This is a genomic window from Micromonospora sp. NPDC005305, assembly GCF_040607315.1.
In the GTDB taxonomy this organism is placed as follows: Bacteria; Actinomycetota; Actinomycetes; order Mycobacteriales; family Micromonosporaceae; genus Micromonospora.
On the sequence record NZ_JBEXGL010000017.1, the window covers coordinates 19,924 to 42,318 of the forward strand.

Annotated in this window: 17 protein-coding genes; 6 read left to right on the top strand and 11 right to left on the bottom strand. The window is 69.7% G+C overall.

The genetic code is table 11. The annotated features are described in order from the left end of the window. Positions 1–5: 5 nt before the first annotated feature. The 3 genes from ABZS80_RS24420 to ABZS80_RS24430 all read left to right on the top strand — a co-directional run bounded on the left by ABZS80_RS24420 (position 6) and on the right by ABZS80_RS24430 (position 2,221). On the top strand, positions 6–344 hold the full coding sequence (locus ABZS80_RS24420) for a hypothetical protein (protein WP_355059295.1): 339 nt from the start codon (positions 6–8) through the stop codon (positions 342–344). Positions 345–735: 391 nt separating this feature from the next. Continuing rightward, positions 736–1,257 carry a topology modulation protein gene (locus ABZS80_RS24425; RefSeq protein ID WP_355059297.1) on the top strand — a complete coding sequence of 174 codons (522 nt, stop codon included), beginning with the start codon at positions 736–738 and terminating at the stop codon, positions 1,255–1,257. A gap of 397 nt (positions 1,258–1,654) precedes the next feature. Next, positions 1,655–2,221, top strand: coding sequence for a helix-turn-helix domain-containing protein (locus ABZS80_RS24430; RefSeq protein ID WP_355059299.1), 567 nt, complete (start codon positions 1,655–1,657; stop codon positions 2,219–2,221). A gap of 117 nt (positions 2,222–2,338) precedes the next feature. On the opposite strand, the gene ABZS80_RS24435 is transcribed toward ABZS80_RS24430, so the two are convergent. The 9 genes from ABZS80_RS24435 to ABZS80_RS24475 all read right to left on the bottom strand — a co-directional run bounded on the left by ABZS80_RS24435 (position 2,339) and on the right by ABZS80_RS24475 (position 15,259). Continuing rightward, positions 2,339–2,992 (bottom strand): hypothetical protein, encoded by a 654-nt coding sequence (locus ABZS80_RS24435; protein WP_355059301.1) that lies wholly within the window; start codon positions 2,990–2,992, stop codon positions 2,339–2,341. 101 nt (positions 2,993–3,093) lie between these two features. Then, positions 3,094–3,804 (bottom strand): hypothetical protein, encoded by a 711-nt coding sequence (locus ABZS80_RS24440; RefSeq protein ID WP_355059303.1) that lies wholly within the window; start codon positions 3,802–3,804, stop codon positions 3,094–3,096. Positions 3,805–4,134: 330 nt separating this feature from the next. After that, positions 4,135–5,367 (bottom strand): transposase, encoded by a 1,233-nt coding sequence (locus tag ABZS80_RS24445; RefSeq protein WP_355059305.1) that lies wholly within the window; start codon positions 5,365–5,367, stop codon positions 4,135–4,137. Between the two features lie 24 nt (positions 5,368–5,391). Further along, on the bottom strand, positions 5,392–6,663 hold the full coding sequence (locus tag ABZS80_RS24450; RefSeq protein ID WP_355059307.1) for a hypothetical protein: 1,272 nt from the start codon (positions 6,661–6,663) through the stop codon (positions 5,392–5,394). A gap of 33 nt (positions 6,664–6,696) precedes the next feature. Continuing rightward, positions 6,697–7,980, bottom strand: coding sequence for a TIGR02679 family protein (locus tag ABZS80_RS24455; RefSeq protein ID WP_355059309.1), 1,284 nt, complete (start codon positions 7,978–7,980; stop codon positions 6,697–6,699). Further along, complete coding sequence (locus tag ABZS80_RS24460; protein ID WP_355059311.1) at positions 7,977–12,017, bottom strand: TIGR02680 family protein; 4,041 nt, start codon at positions 12,015–12,017, stop codon at positions 7,977–7,979. The genes ABZS80_RS24455 and ABZS80_RS24460 overlap by 4 nt, the downstream gene beginning before the upstream one ends. Continuing rightward, positions 12,014–13,237 (bottom strand): TIGR02678 family protein, encoded by a 1,224-nt coding sequence (locus ABZS80_RS24465; protein WP_355059313.1) that lies wholly within the window; start codon positions 13,235–13,237, stop codon positions 12,014–12,016. Before ABZS80_RS24465 ends, ABZS80_RS24460 begins: the two co-directional genes overlap by 4 nt. Next, positions 13,234–14,928 (bottom strand): TIGR02677 family protein, encoded by a 1,695-nt coding sequence (locus ABZS80_RS24470; RefSeq protein ID WP_355059315.1) that lies wholly within the window; start codon positions 14,926–14,928, stop codon positions 13,234–13,236. The genes ABZS80_RS24465 and ABZS80_RS24470 overlap by 4 nt, the downstream gene beginning before the upstream one ends. Positions 14,929–15,025: 97 nt before the next feature. Then, the gene (locus ABZS80_RS24475; protein WP_355059317.1) at positions 15,026–15,259 is read right to left on the bottom strand and encodes a hypothetical protein; all 234 of its coding nucleotides are present in this window, start codon (positions 15,257–15,259) and stop codon (positions 15,026–15,028) included. Between the two features lie 315 nt (positions 15,260–15,574). Between ABZS80_RS24475 and ABZS80_RS24480 the strand changes: the two genes are divergently transcribed. Then, positions 15,575–16,075 carry a hypothetical protein gene (locus tag ABZS80_RS24480; protein ID WP_355059319.1) on the top strand — a complete coding sequence of 167 codons (501 nt, stop codon included), beginning with the start codon at positions 15,575–15,577 and terminating at the stop codon, positions 16,073–16,075. 88 nt (positions 16,076–16,163) lie between these two features. On the opposite strand, the gene ABZS80_RS24485 is transcribed toward ABZS80_RS24480, so the two are convergent. Further along, the gene (locus ABZS80_RS24485) at positions 16,164–16,787 is read right to left on the bottom strand and encodes a CBS domain-containing protein (RefSeq protein ID WP_355059321.1); all 624 of its coding nucleotides are present in this window, start codon (positions 16,785–16,787) and stop codon (positions 16,164–16,166) included. A 478-nt stretch (positions 16,788–17,265) separates the two neighbouring features. After that, on the bottom strand, positions 17,266–19,584 hold the full coding sequence (locus ABZS80_RS24490) for an AAA family ATPase (protein ID WP_355059322.1): 2,319 nt from the start codon (positions 19,582–19,584) through the stop codon (positions 17,266–17,268). Between the two features lie 339 nt (positions 19,585–19,923). On the opposite strand from ABZS80_RS24490, the gene ABZS80_RS24495 reads away from it, so the two are divergent. Beyond that, positions 19,924–20,856 carry a hypothetical protein gene (locus ABZS80_RS24495; protein ID WP_355059324.1) on the top strand — a complete coding sequence of 311 codons (933 nt, stop codon included), beginning with the start codon at positions 19,924–19,926 and terminating at the stop codon, positions 20,854–20,856. Between the two features lie 369 nt (positions 20,857–21,225). Next, positions 21,226–22,392, top strand: coding sequence for a hypothetical protein (locus tag ABZS80_RS24500; protein WP_355059326.1), 1,167 nt, complete (start codon positions 21,226–21,228; stop codon positions 22,390–22,392). Positions 22,393–22,395: the final 3 nt, after the last annotated feature.

A 22,395-nucleotide genomic window follows, 5' to 3' on the forward strand; every position in this document is an offset into this window, starting at 1 on the left:
GTCCCATGGCCCGTACCGACGTTCACCGACCCGAGCGAGTGCAGCAGCTGGATCCGCAGTTGCGTCGCTGGTTTACCGACATCCACCGACACGGCTCCGGCCCCTGCGACCTTGACGAGTTCCTCGCCTCGCCCGCCTGGAACCGCACTCGCTGCTACCGGCAGCCGTCGGCTCAGGCTCCGAACCTCTGCGGCTGTCAGCTCTGCACCTTCCAGTCGCACCGCAAGCTCGTCCACCGGCAGGAGCGCGTCGCTTTGCGTTCGATCCGTCGGCAGCTCCTCGCCGAGCACCGCGGCGGCGAGCGCGACCTCGACGTGTCCCCGATCCGCGGAAAGGCCTGGTAGCAGTCAGCTGCGGCAAGTACCTGGCCTCCAACAACGACTCGGACCATCTGACCGACATGGTCGACGAGTGGAGCCTCGTCGCCGACTCCGGCCGAGACGGCGCCACGAAGGCGCTAAGTGTTTGAGGTTCCGGTGGTGGAGGTCGAGCTCGGTTTCATCCTCGCCGATGGACCACCACCGGAACCTCGCCAACGATCGCTCAGGCTGGCGCGGCTCGCCGGCACCGGCGAGCCCATCGGATGATCGCCGGTGCCTACAGCACCTCGATCCGTTCCGGCTCTCCACCCAGCTTGACGTGGTCAATCGCCTCCTGCGCCAGCCGGAACCGGTGGCGTCATGACTCACCATGTCGTCTCGGCGGTACGTCACTGGCCCCCTACCCTGGAGTGCCATGGACAGGATCGCCATCATCGGCTGCGGTGGCAGCGGTAAATCCACCATCGCCCGGCAGCTTGCCCAGATCCTCGACGTACCTCTGGCCCACCTCGACGCCGTCTACTACGACGAGCAGTGGCTCCCGTTGCCGCAGGACGAGTTCGCCGCCCAGCAGGAGAAACTCGTCGCCGGGGAACGGTGGATCATCGAGGGCAACTATGCCAGCACCCTGCCCGTCCGGGTGGCCGCCGCGGACACTGTCATCTTCCTCGACCTACCCGCCGCCACCTGCCTGTGGGGCATCACGCAGCGGCGCTGGCGCTACCGAGGCGGGCAGCACCACCAGGATGGCGTCTACGACCGGATCACCTGGGACTTCGTCCGCTACATCCTCAGTTACCGACGCAGAATGCGACCCCGGGTACAGAACCTTGTCCGGGAACACGGACCTCACGTCCGGCTTCTCACCCTCAACAGCCGCCGGCAGGCCAACCAGTTGATCAACCGCGTACGGGACGAACACCAGCCCTTGCCCTAACCGCAACGGGACGGCGCTCAGTATCAGCTGCACGGCGAGTCCGCTCAGCCTCGCACAAGCCTATCGTCGCCTGCCCAGCCGCCTCCACTGCGCGAGCTGAGCGCGTCCTACGGCCCGGAACGTCCGTGGGTAGCCCTTCCCTGCCCGCCGCCTGGCCGATCTCCAACGCTCAGCACGCTCGGGATTCGGGCGTGTTGCTCCTCGCCGAGTTTGATTCCAACGAAGTCGACAGCCGGTTGGGATGCCCACATCTCCTCTGCGACTTGACCTTCGGCGATAGGTGAGCGTGGATCACTAGACCCGCCGCTGGTACGGCGCGGGATGCCAGATGAAGTTCGGCCGCGTCGGTGCAGAACACCTGCCCGTGGCCCCGACGGACGTAGGAGGTCCGAGGCCAATGAGTCTTGCCGTTAAGGACGCTCTTCTCGCGACGAAAGGCCTAGGGAAGAACGAGCGGGCCGTGGCTATCGCCATCGCCGCACACGCCAACCACGAAGGCAAGGCTTGGCCTTCCGTCGCCACCATCGCCAACTACGCCGGCTGCTCCGAGCGGACCGTGCAGCGATGCCTCACCAAGCTGGTGCAACTCGGCCGCCTGGCCATGTCCAAGGCCGCCGGGATCGCCACCCGCGTCTACCGCCTCGTCACCGGAGACGGGCGAACGGGAACCGCCTCTGGGGTGACAAATCAGCAGGGCAGGGCGACAAATTCGACCAGCGGGGGTGACAGCCAGGGTGTCACCCGAAGTCTTGAAGACCAATCAATGAAAGACAGGCGGGCACCGAATCGCGACCGGTTCACTCCGCAGCGAAAGCAGACCCGCGCTCCGGGTTGCGCCGAGCCTGGCGGCGCGGCGCCGCCGATGACCGGCGATGGCCGCCGCTGCTCCCGTCCGGGGCACATCGGCCAACCTGCTGGCAGGTGCATTCCCTGCCGCTCAGAGGCGATCGAGCGCCGGGCATGATCGCGACCATCACTCATGTGCGGGCATGCTGATCGGTCTTCGGCTGGACGAGGGCGATGCACCATGGACAAGCGAGAGTCGGCCGGCGTAGCCGGCTAGGGCTTCGCCCAGGCACGGTCACGTCGGTGACTCATGTCGACCCAGGGTCAGACGTCCCTCTTGGTCGAACCGGATTCGGCCGCTGGTCACCGCGACGTGTAAGCCGTACCGGAGCAGCTTGTCGATCTTGTCGGTGCGCCGTCGGTAGCCGAGGCGCTCCAGCCCCGCGCGTAGCAGGCGCTCCTCGTCCATGCTCGGCACGCTCTGCAGAGCGTGCACGAACGCGTTAGCGACCTCCTCGGGCGGCACCTCCTCAAACGCCCGGTCGTTGCTCGCCTGGGTGACCCGGTACGCGCGGTACGTCCGCGGGTCCATCCCCTCGGGCCAGGCGTACCGCCCCACCGTGGGGTGGTCGTACAGCCTGCGGCTGTCAACGAGTGCGAGCACAGCGAGGCGCCGGTCCTCCCGGGCCCGCAGGAAGCCGAACCGGGCCAGGGCCAGGCGGGCGAGCCGGTGCTGTTCCACAGGTCCCTCGGCCGCGACAATCTCCCGCAGCGCCTCCCGGACGAGCCCGCGCACCCGCCGGTCGGTGGCGAGCAGGTCGAGGTCGCTCTGGTCGCCGAGCGGCGTCGGAACGTACGGGACGAAGGGGCTGACCTCGATGGCGCCGGTCGTCGCCGGCGGCGCGCTCCCGGCGGGGACCGGCGCGGAGGCGGTGCCGAGGTCCGTCACGGAGGCCGGCGCGGATGCGGCGGCGAGGCCCGTGACGGGTGCCGGCGCTACTCCCGTGGCGGGCTCGGTGTCCTCCGCCAGGCGTGTACCCGACATCTCGATCAGGTGGACCTGCTCGGCGTCTTCGGCAGCGCGGGGCGACGGCAGCTCAACCGTGCCGTGGGGCGCGACGGCCTCCGCTGGCGCGGGCGGCTCTGGAGCGTCGGCTTTGCGACGGCCTCGTCGACGCGGTCGAGCAGCGCCGTCCGGTCGTGAATCCACGCCGGCAGCCAGAGCCGCACCACCTCCGGCCAGCCCATGATCGTCCGGAGCAGGGCGGGCGCCAGGTCCCGGTCGGCCACGGTCGGGCGGGCGCTCCAGTCGGGGCCGTCCAGCATGACGGCCACCTGCCAGCGGGCCGAGCCCGGCCGCCGTACGGCGAGGTCCACCGTGAAGTCGGACAGGCCGTGCGAGGTGCGGACCTCGTGGCCGCGGTCGCGCAGCGCGGCGGCCACCTCGTCGCGGATGCGGCTGCGCCGCTCGGCCCGATCGGTGGTCAGGTCGCCCAGCCGGTCGGCGCCGGCGGCGGCCATCTCACAGTACGCCCGCAGGTGCTGCGTGCCGACCGCCGCGGTGCGGGACAGGTCGATGTCCGACGGGTCGAAGGACGAGAAGAGCACCACCTGCCAGCGGGCCCGGGTGATCGCCACGTTGAGCCGCCGCTCACCGCCGGCCTGGCTCAGAGGACCGAAGTTCAGCGGAAGCTGGCAGGTCTCCGGGTTGGTGGAGAAGGCCAGCGAGAACAGGACAACGTCCCGCTCGTCGCCCTGCACGTTCCCAGGTTCTTGACGAAGATCGGCTCGGCGACCGCCCCGGAGAGCTGCTCGCGGATGATCGGGGCGTTGCTGTCCTCAGCAGGTTGAGGATGAGGTCCCGCTGCTGGATGTTGAAGGTGACCACACCGATCGACTGCCCGGCGGTGGCGGGATCGTGCAGGCGCCTGGTGATGTCGGCGAGGACGGCGCGCGCCTCGACCTCGTTGGTCCGCGAGCCGCCCCAATCGCACCGGCCGGCGACCCGCCGCCAGGTGAATCCGGCGGAGCTGCTCATGCGAGGCGACGGGAGGCTGGAGAGCTTGTTGTCGTATTGACATCCTCTCCGTCCTAGAGGACGGAGACTCCCTCCACGCTGCGTGTGGAGCACGCGGCGTCCGGGTGGGTTCCCGCTTCCCTGCGCGCCGCCGGCACGAGTGCCGGTCTTACGTGCGCTCCACGGGCGTTGAGGTCCGCCTGTCCAGCGGCCCTGACGTTCCTGGCGGCGTTCACGTCCCGGTCGTGGGCTGCTCCGCACGGGCAGTCCCACGATCGGACGTTAAGTGCCATTTTCTCGTTGATCCGGCCACACACCGAGCACATGCGGGTGGACGGGAAGAACCGGTCCACTCGGGCGAAGGTGCGCCCGTACCGGGCGGCCTTGTACTCCAACATGCCCGTGAACGACGCCCAACCGGCGTCGTGCACCGACTTGGCGAGCCGGGTCCGGCCGAGACCGACGACGCACAGATCCTCGACGTACACCGCTTGGTTCTCGCGGATGATTTGCGTCGAGAGCTTGTGCTGCCAGTCCCGCCGGGTGTCGGCCACCCGGGCGTGCGCCCGAGCGACTTTCACGACGGCCGTCTTGCGCCTGTTCGAGTCCTTCTGCTTGCGCGAGAGGTCCTGCTGCAACCGCTTGAGCTTGCGGGCGGCGCGGCGCAGAAACTTCGGCGCGGCCACCTTCGTGCCGTCTGACAGCACCGCGAAATGCGTCAGGCCCAGGTCAATGCCCACCTCGGAATCGATCGATGGCAACGTCTCGTCCGCGTCGACCGTGACGACGAACGAGGCGAAGTACCGCCCGGCAGCGTCCCGGATGATCGTCACCGACGAAGGGTCCGACGGCAGTGTCCGGGACCAGCGGACCGCGAGGTCGCCGATCTTCGGCAGTCGCAGCAGGCCCTTGTCGAGGACCTTGAACTGGCTGTTTTTGGTGAACCGGATGGTCTGTCGGTTGTCCTTGCGGGACCGAAACCGGGGCGGGGCGAGCTTGCGGCCCTTGCGCTTGCCCGTGACCGAGGCGAAGAAGTTGCGGTACGCGGTGTTCAAATCCGCCAGGGCCTGTTGCAACACCACACTGGAAACCTCGCCCAGCCAGGCGCGGGCCTCCGTCTTCTTCGCCTGCGTGATGACCCGTTTGGACAACTCGCCGTCGGACACGTACGGCAGTCCGGCCTCGCGGGCTTCCTGCCGTGCGCGCAGCCCGTCGTTGAAAACCACCCGCGCGCACCCGAACGCCCGAGCCAGCTCAATCTGCTGGCCGGGCGTCGGATAGACGCGGAAGTTGTAACGGAGCTGCACGAAAAGCATTGTGCCATCTCGGGTTTATGGCAGGACATGACGTGACAACCGTGCCCGCGTCGTCGGCGGCCACCATGGTTCCCGGATAAACACCGCTGGATGCGGGCAGGCCAGCCGTCGCACGGCTGCAGCACCTCGTCGCCCTCGTCGGCGAGCTGGCGCAGCTCCGCGGCGGCGACACCGGGCGGGAAGTCGAGCGACGCTTCGGCGTCGGGGGGGCGTCTCGGTGTCGACGGGCGCGGGCGCGACGAGCTCGTCGGCCGAGGGCAGCAGCTGGATGGCGAAGCGGTGGGCGAGGTGGACTTCGACGACACCCTGCAGCCGGTGGCCCTCGCCACGGAAGTGGCTGAGGCCGACCCGTACCGCCTCGGTGAAGGTCGCCGACTGTGCGCCGGGCCGGATGCGGGTCAGTTCGACCGGCACCGCACGGCCCGAGTCGACCATCGAGATCAGCAGGTTGGTCTCGGTGACCGCCACAGCACCGAGACGCTCCTCTTCGAGGAGGAAGCCGCCGAAGGCGTGCCCCTCGCTGATGAAGATAAATGGGTGTAGCCCGGCCGCCTCCAGGCACGCCGCGTAGGTGACGGAAAGGTCGAGGCAGTTGCCGAGGCGCCGATCCAGCACCGCAGCCGTCGTCGGCACCTTCTGGTCGGTGTTCTCGAACGACGCCGGCAGGGTCTGGTAGGTGATCTCGAGCTGGCGCAGCGCCTCGTACACGGCGCCGGCGATGAGCTCCGCCCGTTCCGGGCCGTCCTGGTAGCCCTGCAGCGCCCCGGAGCCGGTACGCGCGAGCAGAAGCTGCGCCGCCGACCGCAGCACCGCCTCGACCGCCCGGGTGTTCGGCCGCACGAAGGCCGCCAGGCTGTCGTAGAGGGCGGGACTGTTGAACCACTCGTTGTGCGCGAGCACTCGTGATGGGGCGACCAGCGTCAAGGCTTCGTCGTCCGCCTCAACGGTGAGGCGGTAGTCGACCGGGAACGCCTCGTCGGTGCGGTAGAGCAGCGCCCGGTCGGGGGTGACGTCGCTGATGTCGTCCCAGCCGGTGCTCGCCCCCGGCCGCCGCGGCGCGGTGAGGGTACGCGTCCACGGCTCGGTGAGCGCGCCGTCGGGGCCGAGCAGCTCCAGCGTCAGGGTCACGTCCGCTAGCGGTTCCGCCCCGCGGTTGACCAGGGTGAGGTGGCGGACCAGCGGTACCCGGTTGTGCACCAGGGCGGCGTTGATCGCCGGCTGCACGAGCAACGCGACGGCGAGCTGGTCGTCGGCGGCGGTGAACTGCGCGAAGACGCTGTCGGACATGGGCGTTTCGCCAGGTGGCAAGGCCGGGAATGGTCAGCCTAGCGGTCGTCCGGCCGGCGGATCCTCCCCCGCCCGTGTGCCAATATCTTCGTCGGCACCATCGCCGTCGACATGTGCCACCATGTCGGCGAGCAGCGACTCCACCACCACTTCCTCAAGCAGAGCTGTGCCGTGGGCGCGGACGACCTCAGCCAGCCGCGGGTCCCACGGCGCGTCGTCGACCCGGCCGGCCGGTGGGCCCGAACCGGGCAGGGCGCGCCGGTAGTCCTCCGCCCGGAGCAGCCACGGTTCCGCCCCCGTCCGACTCATCACGTGTGCGGCGATCCGCAGGCCTTCCCCATCGAAGTCCCCGTGGTACCGCAGCGGCACACCGCTCGCGGCGATGCCCCGCAGCATCATGATCGCCGCGGTGCTCGGCCACCCCGCGACGCAGACCAGGGGCGGGCAGGTGGCGCCGAAACGTCGCAGTGCGACCGCCATCACCGCAGGATTCTCGACGACGAACACGGGGCCGTGCAGGGGACCAACGGGATAACGGTTGAGCTGAGCCAGGGTGACCACCGACGCCTGACCGGCGTCGGCCCAGGCTCGCAACCCACGGGCCAACGGGCCATTACCCTCGGGCCGCATACCGGCGACCAGAACCACGGTCGACAGCTCGTCGCAGGCAACGCCCGAGCACTCCCACAGTCGTCGACGGCCCTCCGCGTCGGTCGGTGGATCGACACCGTGGAGTGCGGCCAAGGCCCGGAGCACAATCTTGCCGAGTCGGCTGTCCTCGTCGAGCGCATGGGAGTCACCGGTCAGTTGGGCGGCCAGCACGGCGAGGGGCTCGCCCGTTGCGGGCAGTGCGCCGAGGATTTCGAAGGCCTGCTCCAGCAGCGCACGGGTGGCGGATGCGTCGCCGGCGACGAGGCCGCCGGCGCGTACGCGGTCGAGCCAAGTAAGCAGCGCCGGTTCGGCGGCAACCATCGGATGTCGACGCGCCCATTGCCACAGGTCGGCACGCTCCGCGGCACGTTGCCGGCGGTCCTCCACCCGATTGGAGAGCGGGCCACCGATCGCCTCCACCAGAGCTCGGGTGTCCAGTCCGCCGGTGGCGGCGGCCAGGATCCTGTCGAGCGCCCGGACGGAGACGGTCATCTCCGATTCGGGGGTGTACGCGAGTCCGAGGAGGTCGGCCAGCGCGGCCCTCTCGGCCGGTTCCAGTCCGTGCAGGCGTATCCGGGTCACCGGACCGGCTGTGGCCTCGAACCGACGGCGGACGGCAGCCCACAAGGGTGCGAGCTCCGGGCGATCGAATCGGGCAGCGGTCATGTCTCGTCATCGGCCACGACGTCGTGGCCGGTCCAGACGAAACGCGCGGTGGTGATCGCGTCGTCGCCGTCCTCGCTACCGGCGATCAACTGGTGGATGGCGATGCCGTCGACCTCCGCGTACGTGCACCACTCCTGGTCCGAGGTGAGCAGCAGGTCGAGGTCCAGGGCCTTCAGCACGGCCATCAACTGCCCACGGTTGGTCTGGTCGACGCCGACGAAGACCTCGTCGAGGAGGATCAGCCGGGGCGCCGAGGGCGCCCCACGGTAGTGCGCCCCAGCCGCTGCGAACAGCGGTAGATGCAACACGATGGCCTTCTCACCACCCGACTTGGCGCCGTGCTGTCGGCGGGTGACCGGCGACCAGTCGCCGGTGCCGGAGCGGATCTGCACGACGAAACGGTGCCAGCGGCGGTAGTCGAGGGCCTCGCCCAGCTGCTGCTCCCACCCTTCGGTCGATCCCACACTACGAATGTCGTCGATGCGGGCGCGGAAGAAGTCGTGCAAGGTGGCGCGCTGGGTCTCGGTCAGTCGCGCCGGGTCCTGCAGCAGGAGGTCCCGGGCCTGCCGCAACCGGGCGTCAAGGTCGCTGTCGACCTCCCAGATCAGTCGGACGCCGAGACCGGACACGGTACGGACCTGCTCGAGTTGCGCGCTGACCTCGCGGACCAAATCGGCGGCCTGGCGGATGCGCTGCGCGACATGCCGCCGGGTATCGCCGGTGAGTGTGCGGTCGAAGAGCTGCCGCTCCTCCTCCGTCAAGTGAGCCCGCATCTCGTCGCGCTCGATAGTGAGTCGGTGCACCAGGGCCGTCGGTGTGGTCCGCAGGCCGTCGACGGTGGCGCTGACGACCTGCACGTCGCACTGCTCGTCGGGAACCATCGCCAGGTCCGCGTACCCGGCCAGCGAGGCGCTGATGACGTGCAGTACGTTGCCCAGCTCGCCCTCGTCCTGGCGGAGGTGTCGAGGGCCGTGCGGGAGATTGCCGACCTCGTCGGCGATCTGCCGTGCGGCCTGCAACGTCGCCGTCACAGCACCGACGCCGGACAGCTCGGCGGTGAGCCCCGCGTCGTTGCCGAGCAGGTCGACGAGGCGGGCCACACGGGCGATCGCGCTGTCGCGGACGCCGGTAGCTTCGTCGCGGTCCTGCTCGGCGCGTTCGGCGCGGGCGTTGAGCTCGTGCAGTTGCCCGATGAGGGCCTCGTGGCGTGGGCGCAGCCGGCGAAGCTCCTGTTTGAGTGCCTCCACGTGGGTGCGCAGCCGGTGCACCTCGTCGAGTACCGCCCGGTACTCGACACCGACAGTCCGCTCCACCGCGTCGAGGCGGGCCGCCAGACCCGCGGCGTTCTCCTCGGCCGTCTGGGCACGGGTGGCCTCGTCCTCGGCCAGCGTCATCGCGTGGTGGGCGGCCTCGCGGGCATCGGCGAGTCGGGCGGTGGCGTGCTGCTCCCGGTCGCGGTCGGTCAACCACCCGTCCGCCGTTTGTCGAACGGTCCGCAGCGCGTCGGTCAGCCGGACAAGGTCCACTGCCGCGGTGGGCAGACCGTGGCGGGAGCCGACGAGGGTCAGGTCCCGCAACGCGCCGCGGACGATCTCATCAGCGGCGACGGCCTCGCGGCCTGCCTCGTCGAGCAAGTCCTGCGCCCCGGCGAGCTTCAGCTCGGCACGGTCGACGTGTTCCGCGGCCGACACGACCGGGCGGTGATCTGGCCGGCCGGTCAGCTCCGATCGGAGCGCCTCACGCCGCTCGGCCAGCCGGCGCACAACCTCGGCCGACCTGGCCCGCTCGGCGTCGATCTCGGCGATCTGATCGGTCAGCTCGGTCATCTCCCGCTGCCGGGCCCGCTCCCGGGCTGCCGCGCCGAGGAACTCCACGTCCGGCTTGCCAGAGCTGCCGTGCAACGGGCCGAGGCGCCAACTGCCGTCCGCACCGACGGCTGCGACGTGGTAAGGGGCACCCGGCCCGAAGGCCACGCCGGCGAGCGCGGTGGCGACCAGCGGAGCCGGCACCGGCGCCCGCTCGTCAGGAGCGAGTACCGCGAGCAGGGACTCGTGCGGCGCGGGCAGCGCGGTCGCGGCCGCAAGGTACGTGTCGTGGCCACGGCGGTCCGAGGTCACCGATCCGTCCGGCCAGACCCAGGCGTCGAGCAGCCCGGACGCCTCGAGGGCGGCCTCCACGGCGACCTGCACCTGGGTCGGCACGTCAGCCCGCCAGTCGACCAGCCGCCACAGTGGGCCGCCGGGTCGGTCGGTGCGGGGCGCCGTCCGCTGCTGCGGCGCCACCGGCTCGCGCGTCGCCGCCCGCGACAGCGCCGCCAGCCTGTCCGCCAGCGGTTCCCGTCGCCGGCCCAGCTCAGCGTCGCGAGCCCGCTCGTCGGCGTGCTCGGCGGCAAGTTGCTCACGTACGGCGGCCGACAGGTCGCCGAGCACCGCACTGAGCGCCATCTCGTCGCCGGCCAGATCCGCCAGATCCGCCGCCCGGCCGCTGACCGGTAGCACCAGGCAGCCCGATGCCCATCGTGCGATAGCGTCCCGCAGTCCGGATACCTCGTCGTCGTACACCCGCCGGACGTGCCGCAGCGCGGCGGCGGCGGCCTCGTGCTCGGCATTTCGCCGCTCCCGCCGGGCCTGCGCCTGATCGCGTGCGGCCACCGCGCGCTCGTGAGCGGTCAGTGCGGCGGTGACCGCAGCGATCTCGTCCTCGCGCCCTCGGATGATCCCGTGCAGGAGTTGACGGGCCCGCTCGGTGGTCTCGGCGGCGAGCGGTTCGACCAGGGCGGCCATGCCGGCGGCCAGTGCCGCGGCGGTGGTGTCCCGCCACGATCTGCCGGTCTGCGCGGCGGTCATCGTCAACTCGCCGGCGAGGCCCGCGGCCCGTTCACCAGCGCGCGCCGCCTCCGCACGCCGGCTCTCCGCCGCGGCAGCGGCATCCTTCGCGGTACGCAGAGCGGTCGCCGCCTCCCGCCGTAGCTGGTCGAGCTGCTGCCCCTCGCGGTAGGCGTCGCTGTCGCGCAACCCGCCGATTGTCTCCTCGGTGACGGTCTGCTCGCGCTCGTTGTCGCTGATTGCCGTGCTCACCTGCGCAAGCTCGGCGGCGGCGGCCGAATGCTCCTGCCGGCGTTGGCGGGCGTCGCGGGTGACGTTGTCCAGCTTGGTGGTGGCCGCGATCAACTCGCCGGCGCCGCGCCGCAACGCCCGGCGCGCGTACCGCTGCTGGCGCTCAGCCAGCCGGCGCGCCGCAGCCACCTCCTCGTCGAGCCGAGCAAGACGCTCACGCCGCCGATCCAGCTGCTCGAAGCCCTCGGCGATCTCGGCAAGGTCGGCCGCGTCCAGGGGCGGTAGCGCCTTGGACAAGACTTCCGACAGAGCATCGGGGTTCAGGTGCTCGGACAGCTTCGGGGTGCGCAGTTGCAGCAGCGTCGCGATCAGCGCCTCGTACTGCGTCTCGCTGAGCCCGCGGAACAGCGTCTTCCGCACCGCGCGCCGATATGACTCAGCGCCAGTGTGCACAGCTCCGCAGTTGCCGAGTGCCTGCGCGAGATCCTGGCGGGTCAACGGGACGTTGCCGTCCTTGACCAGGGACAGGCCACCAGCCTCACCCACCTGCAGCTGCGTGGTGAAATAGGTGGCATCGACGGTGCGGGTGTTGGTGGACGCGGCCAACCGGGCGCCGCAGGTGAACCACCGCGCTCCCTCATCGCTGTCGTGCCCGAACTCCAGCCACACGTATCCCACCCGCGTCGTGTGCGGGTAGCCGTCGCCCATGAGGTTCCAGTGCATGGTGCGTTCGGATCCGCCGAACGTGGACAGCCGCGATGGTCGGAGGTTGGCGTCCAGCAGGTAAGGCAGCAGGAGTTCCAAGGCTTTGGACTTGCCGGTGCCGTTCGGCCCGCGCAGCAGCAACCGGCCGCGGTGGAAGGTGAAGACCTCGTCGTAGTAGCGCCAGACGTTGAGCACGCCCGCCCGGGTGGGCTGCCAGCGGTCGGTGCGCAGCGTCCCGGCGGCGACGTCGCCGCCCGGCAGGGTTAGGACCGTCACCGGCGGCTCCTCGCTGGGGTGGGACTGACGACGGTGGGCGCGCCGACGGCGTACCGGGCGGCGGCGGGCAGTGCGCGCACGGCCCCGGCGGCCCGGTCGACCAGGCCGAACCGACCGAGCAGTGCCAGTGCTTCGCCGGCCAGCCGCTGCAGTCCGCCGTCCGACCGGTAGGTACGCGCCCACTGCGGCACCGCCGCGAACCGGTCGGCGAGCTGCCGGACGAGCTGCTCCTCGACGACCGGACCGGGACGAGCGGCGAGGACGGTGTCGAGCAGCAACAGCGCCGCCTGCCCGGCGACGCTGCCTCCCGCCGGGAACTTCTCGTCCGTGGCCAGGGCATCCGGGTCGACGGCCAGGAGCCCTTCGGCGCGTTCCTCCAGCAGCATCCCAGCCTCGGCCACCGCCGTACGCAGCATCCGCCTTCCGGTAATGCTGGCCGCGTAGGCACGTTGCGCGTCGGACAGGTCGTCGAAGTAGACCACCGGATCGTCGAGGAGCCTGCGCACGATCGAGTGCCGCAGCCAACGGTTGCGCTGCTCATCGGAGACGTCAGCGGCGGGATCGTCCGCACCGCCGTAGCGTGGCTCGTGCACCAACGCGGCCACATCGCCGTCGGGCAGCCGCGACGGCGCCTGCCGCGCGGCGAGCAGCCGGACCAGCCGGCCGCTGTCGACCCGGTAGAGCACCTTGGCGTCGGCGTGCTGCAGGTAGCCGTCGGTGCTGCCGTCGACGGCGGTGAGCACGCCCAACTCTTCCAGGACGAGCAGCGCGTCGACGTATGCCCGGCGGTCGTCGTACCGGGAGCTGTCAAACCCGGCGATGTCCGGTTCGACGGCGGACGCCTGCGCCAGCCGTTCGGCCACGATGCCGATCGTGGTCACCGGTCCGGCGAGCACCTCGGCGGCCACCAGACAGAGCAGCGCGTAGCGGCGGCGGTCGAACGGGCTCCGCGCGCCACGAGGGCGCCGGGCCGGGCGATCGACAGGTGGCCGCGGTGACGTCTTCATCAGGCGGGCGTAGCCGGCACGGGGTTCAACGATCAACCGCCAGCCGGTGTGCGTGTCGAACCAGGTCACCAGATCGGAGCGGTGCCGCACGACCAGGGTGAAGTCGGTGGCCCCGGTGTCGCGGGTGAGCAAGGGACGGACCAACAGGGCCCGGATCGCCTGGGCGCGCTCGGCGGCCCGCTCACGGTCGAGCTCGCTGTGCAGGTCGCTCATGCCGACCGTCCGTCGTTCATCGCCATCCGGTTGTTGCCGCCTTCGTCGGGCCGGCTGGCGTCGCCGTATGCGCTCACATGCACATGGTCACTGTGCCCGGACGCCTTCCGAAGGCGGGGGTCAACGGCGGCCGCAGCCGGGTGGGGAGCGGCGGTCACTCGGCCCGCCTCGCTGATCGAGACCAGCAGATCCGGCGCGGACAGCACGCCGTGTGGCGTCCGCAGGAGGGCTCGGCCGTTGCTGTCCGCGTCGGTGAGCGTCACCACCAGCCGACCGTCGGCCGTCGCCGCACGACGCAATCCGTGGCGTTCGGGGGCGGACAGCACCCGCGAGAGCAGCTCCAGCAGCCGCGCGAAGCTGCCCGGGTCGAGCCGCCCGAACGCCGACAGTCGCACCGGCCCGGCAGTGGCCAGCTGCCGCCATGCCCGCTCAAGCTCCGCCCGCTCCGCCACCACCCGCTCGCGGCGCAGTCGACGTACGTCGGCTGTGTCCCGAATCCGGGCGGTGCGGGCAACCTTATCCACCTGCCCGGTGGTACGCAGCAATGGCGACACGGGCGCCGCAGGCGCGTGCCACCACGACGTGGTGGCCGGCACGGCCGTCGGATCGTCGAGCGCGAGGTGGGTGTGCCGGGCGGACCACAGCCCGAAGGCGGCGGACCACAACTCGTGGGCGGCCTCGTCCGACTCGCAGTTGGAGAACCAACGGGCCAGCGCACGGAAGTCCGCCGCGGTGCTGGAACCGCGGCGCCGGGTGTCGGCCAGCCGTTCGAGAGCCCGCATCAGGGCGACGATGGCGCGCCGGGCCACGTCGGCGAGCTGGTCGATGCGTGGGCGGGCGCCGTCGCCAGGCCGGAACCACGAGCACAGCCCCTCCCATCGCGCGGCACGCTGCTCGAGCCAACGCGGGGCGGGGTCATCGCCACCGGGCAGGCTCGGCAGGTCGGCGCCGCGCAACGCGCGATGGTGCAGGACGGTGACGCCTCGCTGCTCGATGCGGACCACCGCATCGGCGATCGCCTGCCGACGCCCGTCGAGGTTGGTGACGAATTCCGATAGGTAGGCGATCGTGGCGTGCTTGACCTCGGCGAACGTGGCAGGGTCGGCGCCCTCCTCGCGCAGCAGCCGCTGCAGCTGGCCGTTGAACTGTTTGGTACTGGCCCGCAGACCGGCGAGGTGCCCCTCCAGTTCCATCAGGGCGGCGTACACCCGCCGGTCGGGCGTGGCGTCGGCGGCGAGCAGGTCGTGCAGCTCGCCGAGGCGATCGAGGATGGCGTCGAGCACCGCCGTCTGCAGCGCTCCGGTCGACGACAGGTGCTGCACCGCGTGCAAAACGCCTTCGTAGGCGGCCTCACCCTTGCGGCTCAGCGAGTAGTGCAGGTTACGCCGCTCGTACTCTGCGGCCGAGGCGTAGTGGGCGGTGTGGTTCTGCGTGCGCTCGATGAGCCCGTACTTGTGCAGGGCCTCAAGGGTGTAGTCGAGCGAGCTGTCGGCGACCGGCTCGTACCAGCCAACGCCGGGCAACGCCGCGAGGATCTCGTCGAAGGTCAGTGCGGCGACCAGCCGTTCGTGGGCGTCACCGAAGACCTGCATGACGGCGGTGTGCAGCTCCGCCCGGTCGGTTGTCGTGAAGGCGAACATGTCCGCCGGAACCTGGCGAAACACCGGTCGAGAACGGGCGTCGTCCACCACGTGCCCTCCCCTGCTCGTCGTACTGCCCGGTTCCCGCAGGCTACCGGTCGGCACCGACAGACCGCCGCCACGGCGACGTACGGTGCAGCAGGGTCGATCACCAGTCCCGCGCCCAGTCGGGCGGCGGCACCACGGCGAGCTGCGGCTCGCCGCTGACGGGATCCAGGGCGTGCAGGATGCGGAGGTCGCCGTCGGCCGCCGCATCCTCCTCGATGGTGACGCGACCGCTGCTTCCGCCCGCGCTGACCAGCAACCACCGGTCGGAATGGATGCTGCCGTCGTCGACCCAGGGCCCGCACCCCGAAGGTACGGGCGAGGGCGGCAGCGACATTCCGCTCGTTCTGGCCGGTGGCGTCGGCGGCCCCGTCTCAGGGAAAGACCGCGCCACTCGACTCGACGGCGTACGTGCGGCCGGCCTCCAGCGCCTGCCCGATCAGGAAGTCGACGGCGATGTCGACAGGCTAGGAGCGGAGTCGCCGCCGGTGGCGGGTCCGTCCGGACAAGATCGTTTGTCCGGATCGCAGGTCAGCGTCACCCTTCGTGATCATCTGCTGGTCCATCCGGCCGTTACTACGGCCGATCCCGCTTCGATCGCCGCATCAACACCTGATCTTGGATGTCGTACCCCTTCGGCAAGATGTGCGCCATGAAGACGCACCACCCGAACCCCCGACGCCTGGACTACGGCCACGCGCAGCTGCACGACTGCCTGGCCTTTGCCGACGCGAACACCGCCACCGAGGAGGCCGAGGAGATCAAGGCGCTGGCCGCCGCCCGCACGTGGGGCGAAGCCCGCCAGGTCCAGATGACCCACCTGTGGAACCCTGCCGGCCCCGAGTGCTACGAGCCGGAGGACGACGACTACGCCGACGGCAAGCCCTTCGACATCAACGAGCTGGGCACGGTCATGGAGGGCGACTGGCCCCGGATGGTCACCGAGCGCGCGTTAGAGCTGCTCCCCGAGGACCTCCAGGACCGGTTCGGCAAGCGCCAGTACACCGCGCACAACGGTGATTACCTCGAGATCCCGATTGACCACGAGAGCGAGCTGGTGGCGGAGCTGCGCGAACGCGGCTACGACGTCACCCGCGACGACGAGCTCATCAACGTGCTCGACGGCCGCAGCTTCAGCCCGCTCGCCGGCTGACTCCCGGCTCTCTCGCCGCTCGCACCGCTGGCTCCGGCCGATGAGCCGGGGCCAGCGGCGGCGCAGCCTTCCGGGGGAACCAGAAGAATCAGGTGATGGCGAGGGCCGCGGTCAGTAGCGGAAGGTCGTACGGAGCGACCAGACGCAGCGGCTTCTCCTTGCTGTTCCCGTTCTGAGTGATGATGAGCGCCGCGCTCAACTGCCCGGCCTGCCTGCCTCGGCTGAGCTTGTCAATGGCATCCACCACCGTGATCGTCCGGGGAACCAGGAGGGCGTCCTCCCCCGGCTCGGCGAACGCGAGCACCTGCGAGACCGGCTCTTCCTCCGCGATCCCAGTGTTCCTGGTCAACTGGTCCGCGAGCCACCGAGCGATGGCGTTGGTGGTCAGGACGCCGCGATAGCCGTCGCCGTCATACACGGGCAGTTGCGAGTACCCGAAGGTGCGGACATGGTCCAGTGCGACGCTGATCGGGTCGTCCGGCTGCACCACGCAGACCTTGCCGGAACCGAGGACGGTCAGTGCCAGCGGTGGCTCGAGGATTTGCTGTCGGAGCCGCTCGATCTCCAGCACGACGGCCTCTACCGGCTCAGCAATCGGCCGGCCGCCGTAGTAGGTACCGTGGCTGATCGCGTTCCGCAGCGAAGCGAACGCCACCAGGGCGCTCTTGTGGTGATTCGGCAGCCGCTTCTTGTCGGCGTACTCCCGGGCCAACTGCGCAACCCGACGCTGACGTCCGCGCGCAGGCTCACTCGGATGTGCTTCTCGATGTCGTTGAACGCCGCGAGGAATCGCGCACCCGCCGTCGTGATGGTCACGGACGGAGACACTGCCACGGCGCCGGGACGACGCGACGGGAGCCGGAGGTCGTATTCAATACCTCACACCCTCGATCAGGATGAACGGGCAGGAATCTGCCGTGCGGGCGGATCGAGTCAGCCTCGTTTTCCTACCGGTTCCCCGTGAGTCCCGCGTGCGTCGAGAAGTTCGGCAAGTGCCGGTTCTGCCTCGAGGTTGAGCGGCTGGAGTTCGCCGGTACGAGCCCGCGGATCCAGCAACAGGGCAGAACGGAGGCCGGGTGCTACGGCGAGAGTCTCCTGCATGTTCGGTCGCGTCCGGGATGGGTGCGACCCTACCGGCTACCCGGTGCGTCGAGCTGGACCGCACCGGCCGGGCTGATCCGGGGCATTGATCAGTGAGCGGGCCCGGCCCCGGGCTGTTCTGGCCACCGCCCGGCGGCAGCCTTCCGCTCCACCTCACGCACTACATTCGTGAGTTCCGCGCCGGCAGGAAGGCCCTCCTGGACCATCCGCTCCACCATCCGCTGCACCCGGTCGGTACGTGTGAGGTCGACGCCGAACCTCTTTTCAAGCCACGGCTTGAAACTGGGGCGCTCTACGGGGGGCTGCGCCTGCCGGAAACGTCCGCTGACCGCACCAAACTCGCGCGTCACCGTCGACCAGCCAGGAAATCCCGGCTCGTCGACGCGGATCGCGTCCTCGTTGAGGTACGCGACGATGTCCGGCCTACTCAAGCCGAAGTACGTCATCGGGCGTCGGTTTTTCCGACAGGCACGGCGTAGGTGTCGTAGCGCCTGCTCTTCCGCATGGAGGTGACTCGTCGGTATGCGGTTGTCGTCCACCTTCTCGAGGCGAGTGAAGTCGAGAAGGACGCCGATCGGCACGTCGAGGTGACGTTCGATGAAGTCCATCTGCGCGGTCGCCGGCAGGTTGCTCGTGCCATGCATCCGGATGATCGCCACACCCGCGTCCTGGAGGCGAGCCCCGTACAGTTCCTCCAGCAGGAGGCGATCGTGTTCGCCCTCGACGATCAGCAGGAGTGACACCCGGGTCAGTAGCTCGCCCCGACTCAGTCCCATCTGGCCGGCCAGGGCCTTACGCGCGTCGAGGTCGGCCGCGGCCAGCGCAGACATGGTGGTCCCCTCCGGCGTGTGTTGGACGTGCACGAGCCGCCAGGCGGGTAGATCCAGGAAGTGTGGACTGTGCGATGCCAGCACGATGTTGTCGCCGCGCAAGCGAAGCCGGTCCAGCGCGACGGCGATCATGCGCTGGGCCTGCGGATGAAGGTGGCTTTCCGGTTCATCGAACACCCGCACCACAGTCTGGGGACGAAGGCTGGACAACCCGGCGCTCTGCTCGGTGAGGTGTCGACCGAATGAGCTGTCGTCCTTCGACAGCCTTTCGCGAGCGGCGGCCAACAGTTGGCCTTCCAGGACGCTCAGCAGGCGCTCCTTCGCTTCCGCCGTCCAGAAGCCCGCCTGATTTACCAGGGTCTGCACCGACTCGCTGACCCCGATCAGCGACTCGATCACCGCGGCTTCATCGAGCTCGTCCAGCAGGTTGGCCTGCCACTCTGCCCTGGCAGCGAACCGGTCCACGGCCCGGGCTGCGGTGGCCAGCGCCTCGTCCACCCAGCGGCGCTCGCCCGCCGAGAACCGCTCCAGGGCGTCGGCGGCGCGCGTATGGCCAATGCAGATCGGCTCCTGGCCGCGGATGTCGAGGAACTCGAGGTCCGCGTCGTCCCCCGTCAGCTGAACCCGAACATGGTTGAGCGTGACGGCCAGTTCGGCGGACGCGGCCTCCGCCGCCACCTCGTGCGCCCACCAGCGTCCGTCGGGGTCGAAGTCGCCGACAGCCGCCGGCAGGTCCGCCAGACTCTCCGCGAGCCGCTCGGCCGGATTTTCTGCAGCCTCCATCCGGGAACGTAGGTGTTCGTACACCTCCCCGCTGCGCCGGCTGCGTGGCAACCACTCAAGCTGCGCTGGCGGCTCGGCAGCGTCTGGCAACGCCAGGATGTCGAGGTACCCGTCTGGTCCAGTCGGCGGCGCTGCCAGGGCGGTGCGCAGCGGCGCGAACACGTCTGGCAGGCCGTCCGCGAGGCGCTTCACGACTTCCGGCGGCCAGAAGCCCATCAACGTGCGCGAGAATTTCCGCTCCACCCGGATGGCGACCGGATCGCCATTTTCAAGCCTGTCCGTGACCTGAAAGGCGAACGAGACAAGCCGGTACCGGATCACGGGCCTTGTGCTCTGGGACTCCAGGTACTTGCGAACCTCGACCGGCAGAGCGAGTTCGGCCAAGCCCGCCATGAAGCTGTCCCCGCCGCCGACACCGATCGCCTGCCACCATGCGGCGTCCTGTCGCCCTCGTGACAGCACTGGCAGCCGGCGCGCAAGATCGGATGGAATCGGGAGGTCCGCCGGCGGAAGCGTTGACGGCGCCCACGGCAATTCATCGGCAGACACCTTCGCCACAATCCCGAGGCCATTCGTGGTGACGGGCGCCAGCCGCGGGTGGGCGAGAAGCAGTGTCTGGTCCGTGCCGAGCAGGATCGCTAGAGCCTCGAGGAAATTGGTCTTACCGGCGCCGTTAGGGCCGAACAGAGCCATGCCGTCAGCCCAGTCGAGCCACTGATCACGCAGGTTCTTGTAGGCGTCGACATGGACTCCCAGCAGCTCAGGAGCTAACTCAGACCTTGCCAACTCGCTCACTCTGCCTTCGCCCTTCGCCCCTGGTCGCCCGCCCCGTCGGTATGCCGGGCCCAACCTGCCACCGAAGTGGCAGATCCGGCCTGGATCAGCGACTGCATCAGCTTGGCCGAGCATGCGGTCCCGGCACATCGGGAGATAGGCCAAGGCTGGGAACGTCACCCAGCGACGACTACCGCCGGCCTATCCATCCGATTGACATGACACCGTCAGGCCAGGCCGAGGCCAGGATCGGGGGTGGGATACGTGGGTCTCGCGGTCGACCACTCCACATTGACCCCGCCCACGCCTACCACTTAAGGTGTACACCATTGATGTGTTCACCTCAGTTGTGGAGCCGGCATGATCATCCCTGAAACGCTGTCGGTTCGAGACGCGAGGGTGCGGTTACCGAGCATCCTCGAGCGGTTCCGAGCCGGCGACCATGTGCCCGTTGCCCTCGGTGCGCATGGCCGCCCTGAGGCAGTACTGATGTCGGCTGACTTGTTCGCCGAGCTCACGGCCGCGATTCCAGCCGACTCGCGCGTCGCGGCGCCCGTGGACCCGCTCGTCGCGGCGGCCGCCGCGCTGCGGGTCGAGCCGCGCACCCGGCGGTGGGCACACCTGAGTCTGTGCATCCTCGACGCGGTGTACTCGATCGGCCAGCGGTACGAGCATGTCGTCGAAATCTGCAACCGGTATGCGGACCTCGCCGGTCTGAGGGACCGCTATCTCATCGTTGGTGAGTCGTCCAAAGTGACGGGCGAACAAGATCTGTGCAGCTTCCGGGACTGGGCTGTCCAGCGCGGCGCCGATCGCCTGGCTGAGGAGGACCTGCAATGCCGGAACAGGACACACCGCAACCGGCTTGCGCCCTACAAGAGCATCGCGGTCATCGCGTATGCCGACGTGCTGTGCAGGCACGGGATCACATCGTTGCGGGATGCGGCTGACCTCCTGACCGACGGCGACCGCCTGGCGAGCGTTGAGGCTGACCTTCGGCGCGTGCCCGGCAACGGCCTGAACGATATCCGGCTCGACTACTTCTGGATGCTCGTCGGCGACGATCAGCGCATCAAGCCCGACACCATGGTGCGCCGATGGGTCGGCGACGCCTTGGGCCTTCGGTCGCTGCCGACAGCAGCTGACGCCCGCGCACATGTTGTTGCCACCGCACGCAAGATCGGCTGCACACCGTGGGAACTCGACCACGCCATCTGGCTGCATCAGCGGCGGACCCCGCGTCCGGCCGGCCGAGGGAAGTGGAAGGGCACTGACCTTAGCGGCAACGCGTAGGGCCCACTCCGGACCGCTGGGGCCTTTCGGACAGTGCCGGCATATTCGGCACCCGGCGAGGCTCGATCCAAGGTCCCGTGCCCGCAGCAGCGACAAGCCACTGCCGCCGCTGGAGCCGTCCGACCAGCGGACCGGGCTGAGGCCTTGGGCGCGCTCATCCGCGGATTGTCGTAGCTCACGGATAGATTCGTACGAGTCGCCTGGCAGTACCGGCGCGTTCCTATCCGTCCCCTGGGGGTGATTCTCGCAATGCCATTGATGGGACTCACACTTCCGGCGGTGTCCGCCTACGACCCGCCAGCCTCCGGTGAGGGGAGCCTGGACCCGATGGGTCTGAGCGCGATCTCCGATCGGCTCGCCGAGCGGTTGGTGCCGGCGTTGCGGGCGCGGATGCGCTGGGTACGGTTTACCACCGCGATGGCGGTCGGGGCGGTCGCGACCGAGTCCTTGGCCGATGAGCAGCCCCACGACGGCGTCTCGACACCGGCCATCTGCTTCGAGTGGCTGCTCATCGAGGCGTTCGTGCGCCGGATCGAACGAGCCCTCCCGTCCGACGTCCCTGGCAGCCAGAAGACGCGCACCGCGATCAACCGGGGCGAGCGGCTGTCCCGACAGACCTACCTCAACAGTCCGCGGGTCTTCGGCTTCTACGGCGTCTACAAGCCGTTCGCGGTTGACGCGGGTGTGTTGACCCAGGATCTGGCGCCGGCCGAGCGGTGCGTCGAGCTGGTCCGGGCGTGGGAGCACGACCACGGCCTGACCGGCTTCGCCGACGAGGTCCCCGGCACCGAGGGCGGGGCGATTCGCCGGCGGATCCACGAGGAGGTGCGCGCGGCGCTGCAGAAGGGGTCCCTTACGGTCGCTACCGGCGCGCAGCTACTCGGGCGGCTCGCCACCACGCTGCGGCCCGACAAGGCCGGACCGACCGAGGCAGCGGTGCTGCGCCGGCTTCTCACCGACCCGAGGCACGAGCACCGCACCGAACTCGCCCTCCTGCTGGCGGGCGACGACCGCAAAACCACAGAGCCGCTACTTCTTGCCGCCGCCCGGAAGCACGCATCCCACGAGCTGGGCCGGATCATCGACGCGGTGGTCAGCTACGAGAAGCTGGCGGTCCTCGTCAACGCCGCCTTCCGCCTGCTCTGCAGCGTGTCGTACTCGCTTGGCGGCCAGCCGCTCACCGCCGCACACGTCGCCGAGGACGAATTGCTCGGCCGGTGCGCCCGCGAGATCCCCGAGCACTTCAAGCGCGCCGCCGACCGCGTGGCCGAGGTGACCCATGACATCGACCTGGAGCAACGCCTGGGCGAGTTCGTTTACCCCCGCTCGACGAAGGACCTTGCCGAGTTCGTACTTCACCATCACGAGCAGGTCCAAGCGGGCAAGCCCGGCGGGAAGCGCAGCTGGTTCGAGCCGCTACGCGATGGCTGGGTCGTCCGCCCGCCCTACGGCAGTCCTGAACGACCGGACCTCAACCACTTCGTCCATCCTGTACGCGTTCAGACCCTGCGCAACTTCATCGGGGCTACGTCATGACCG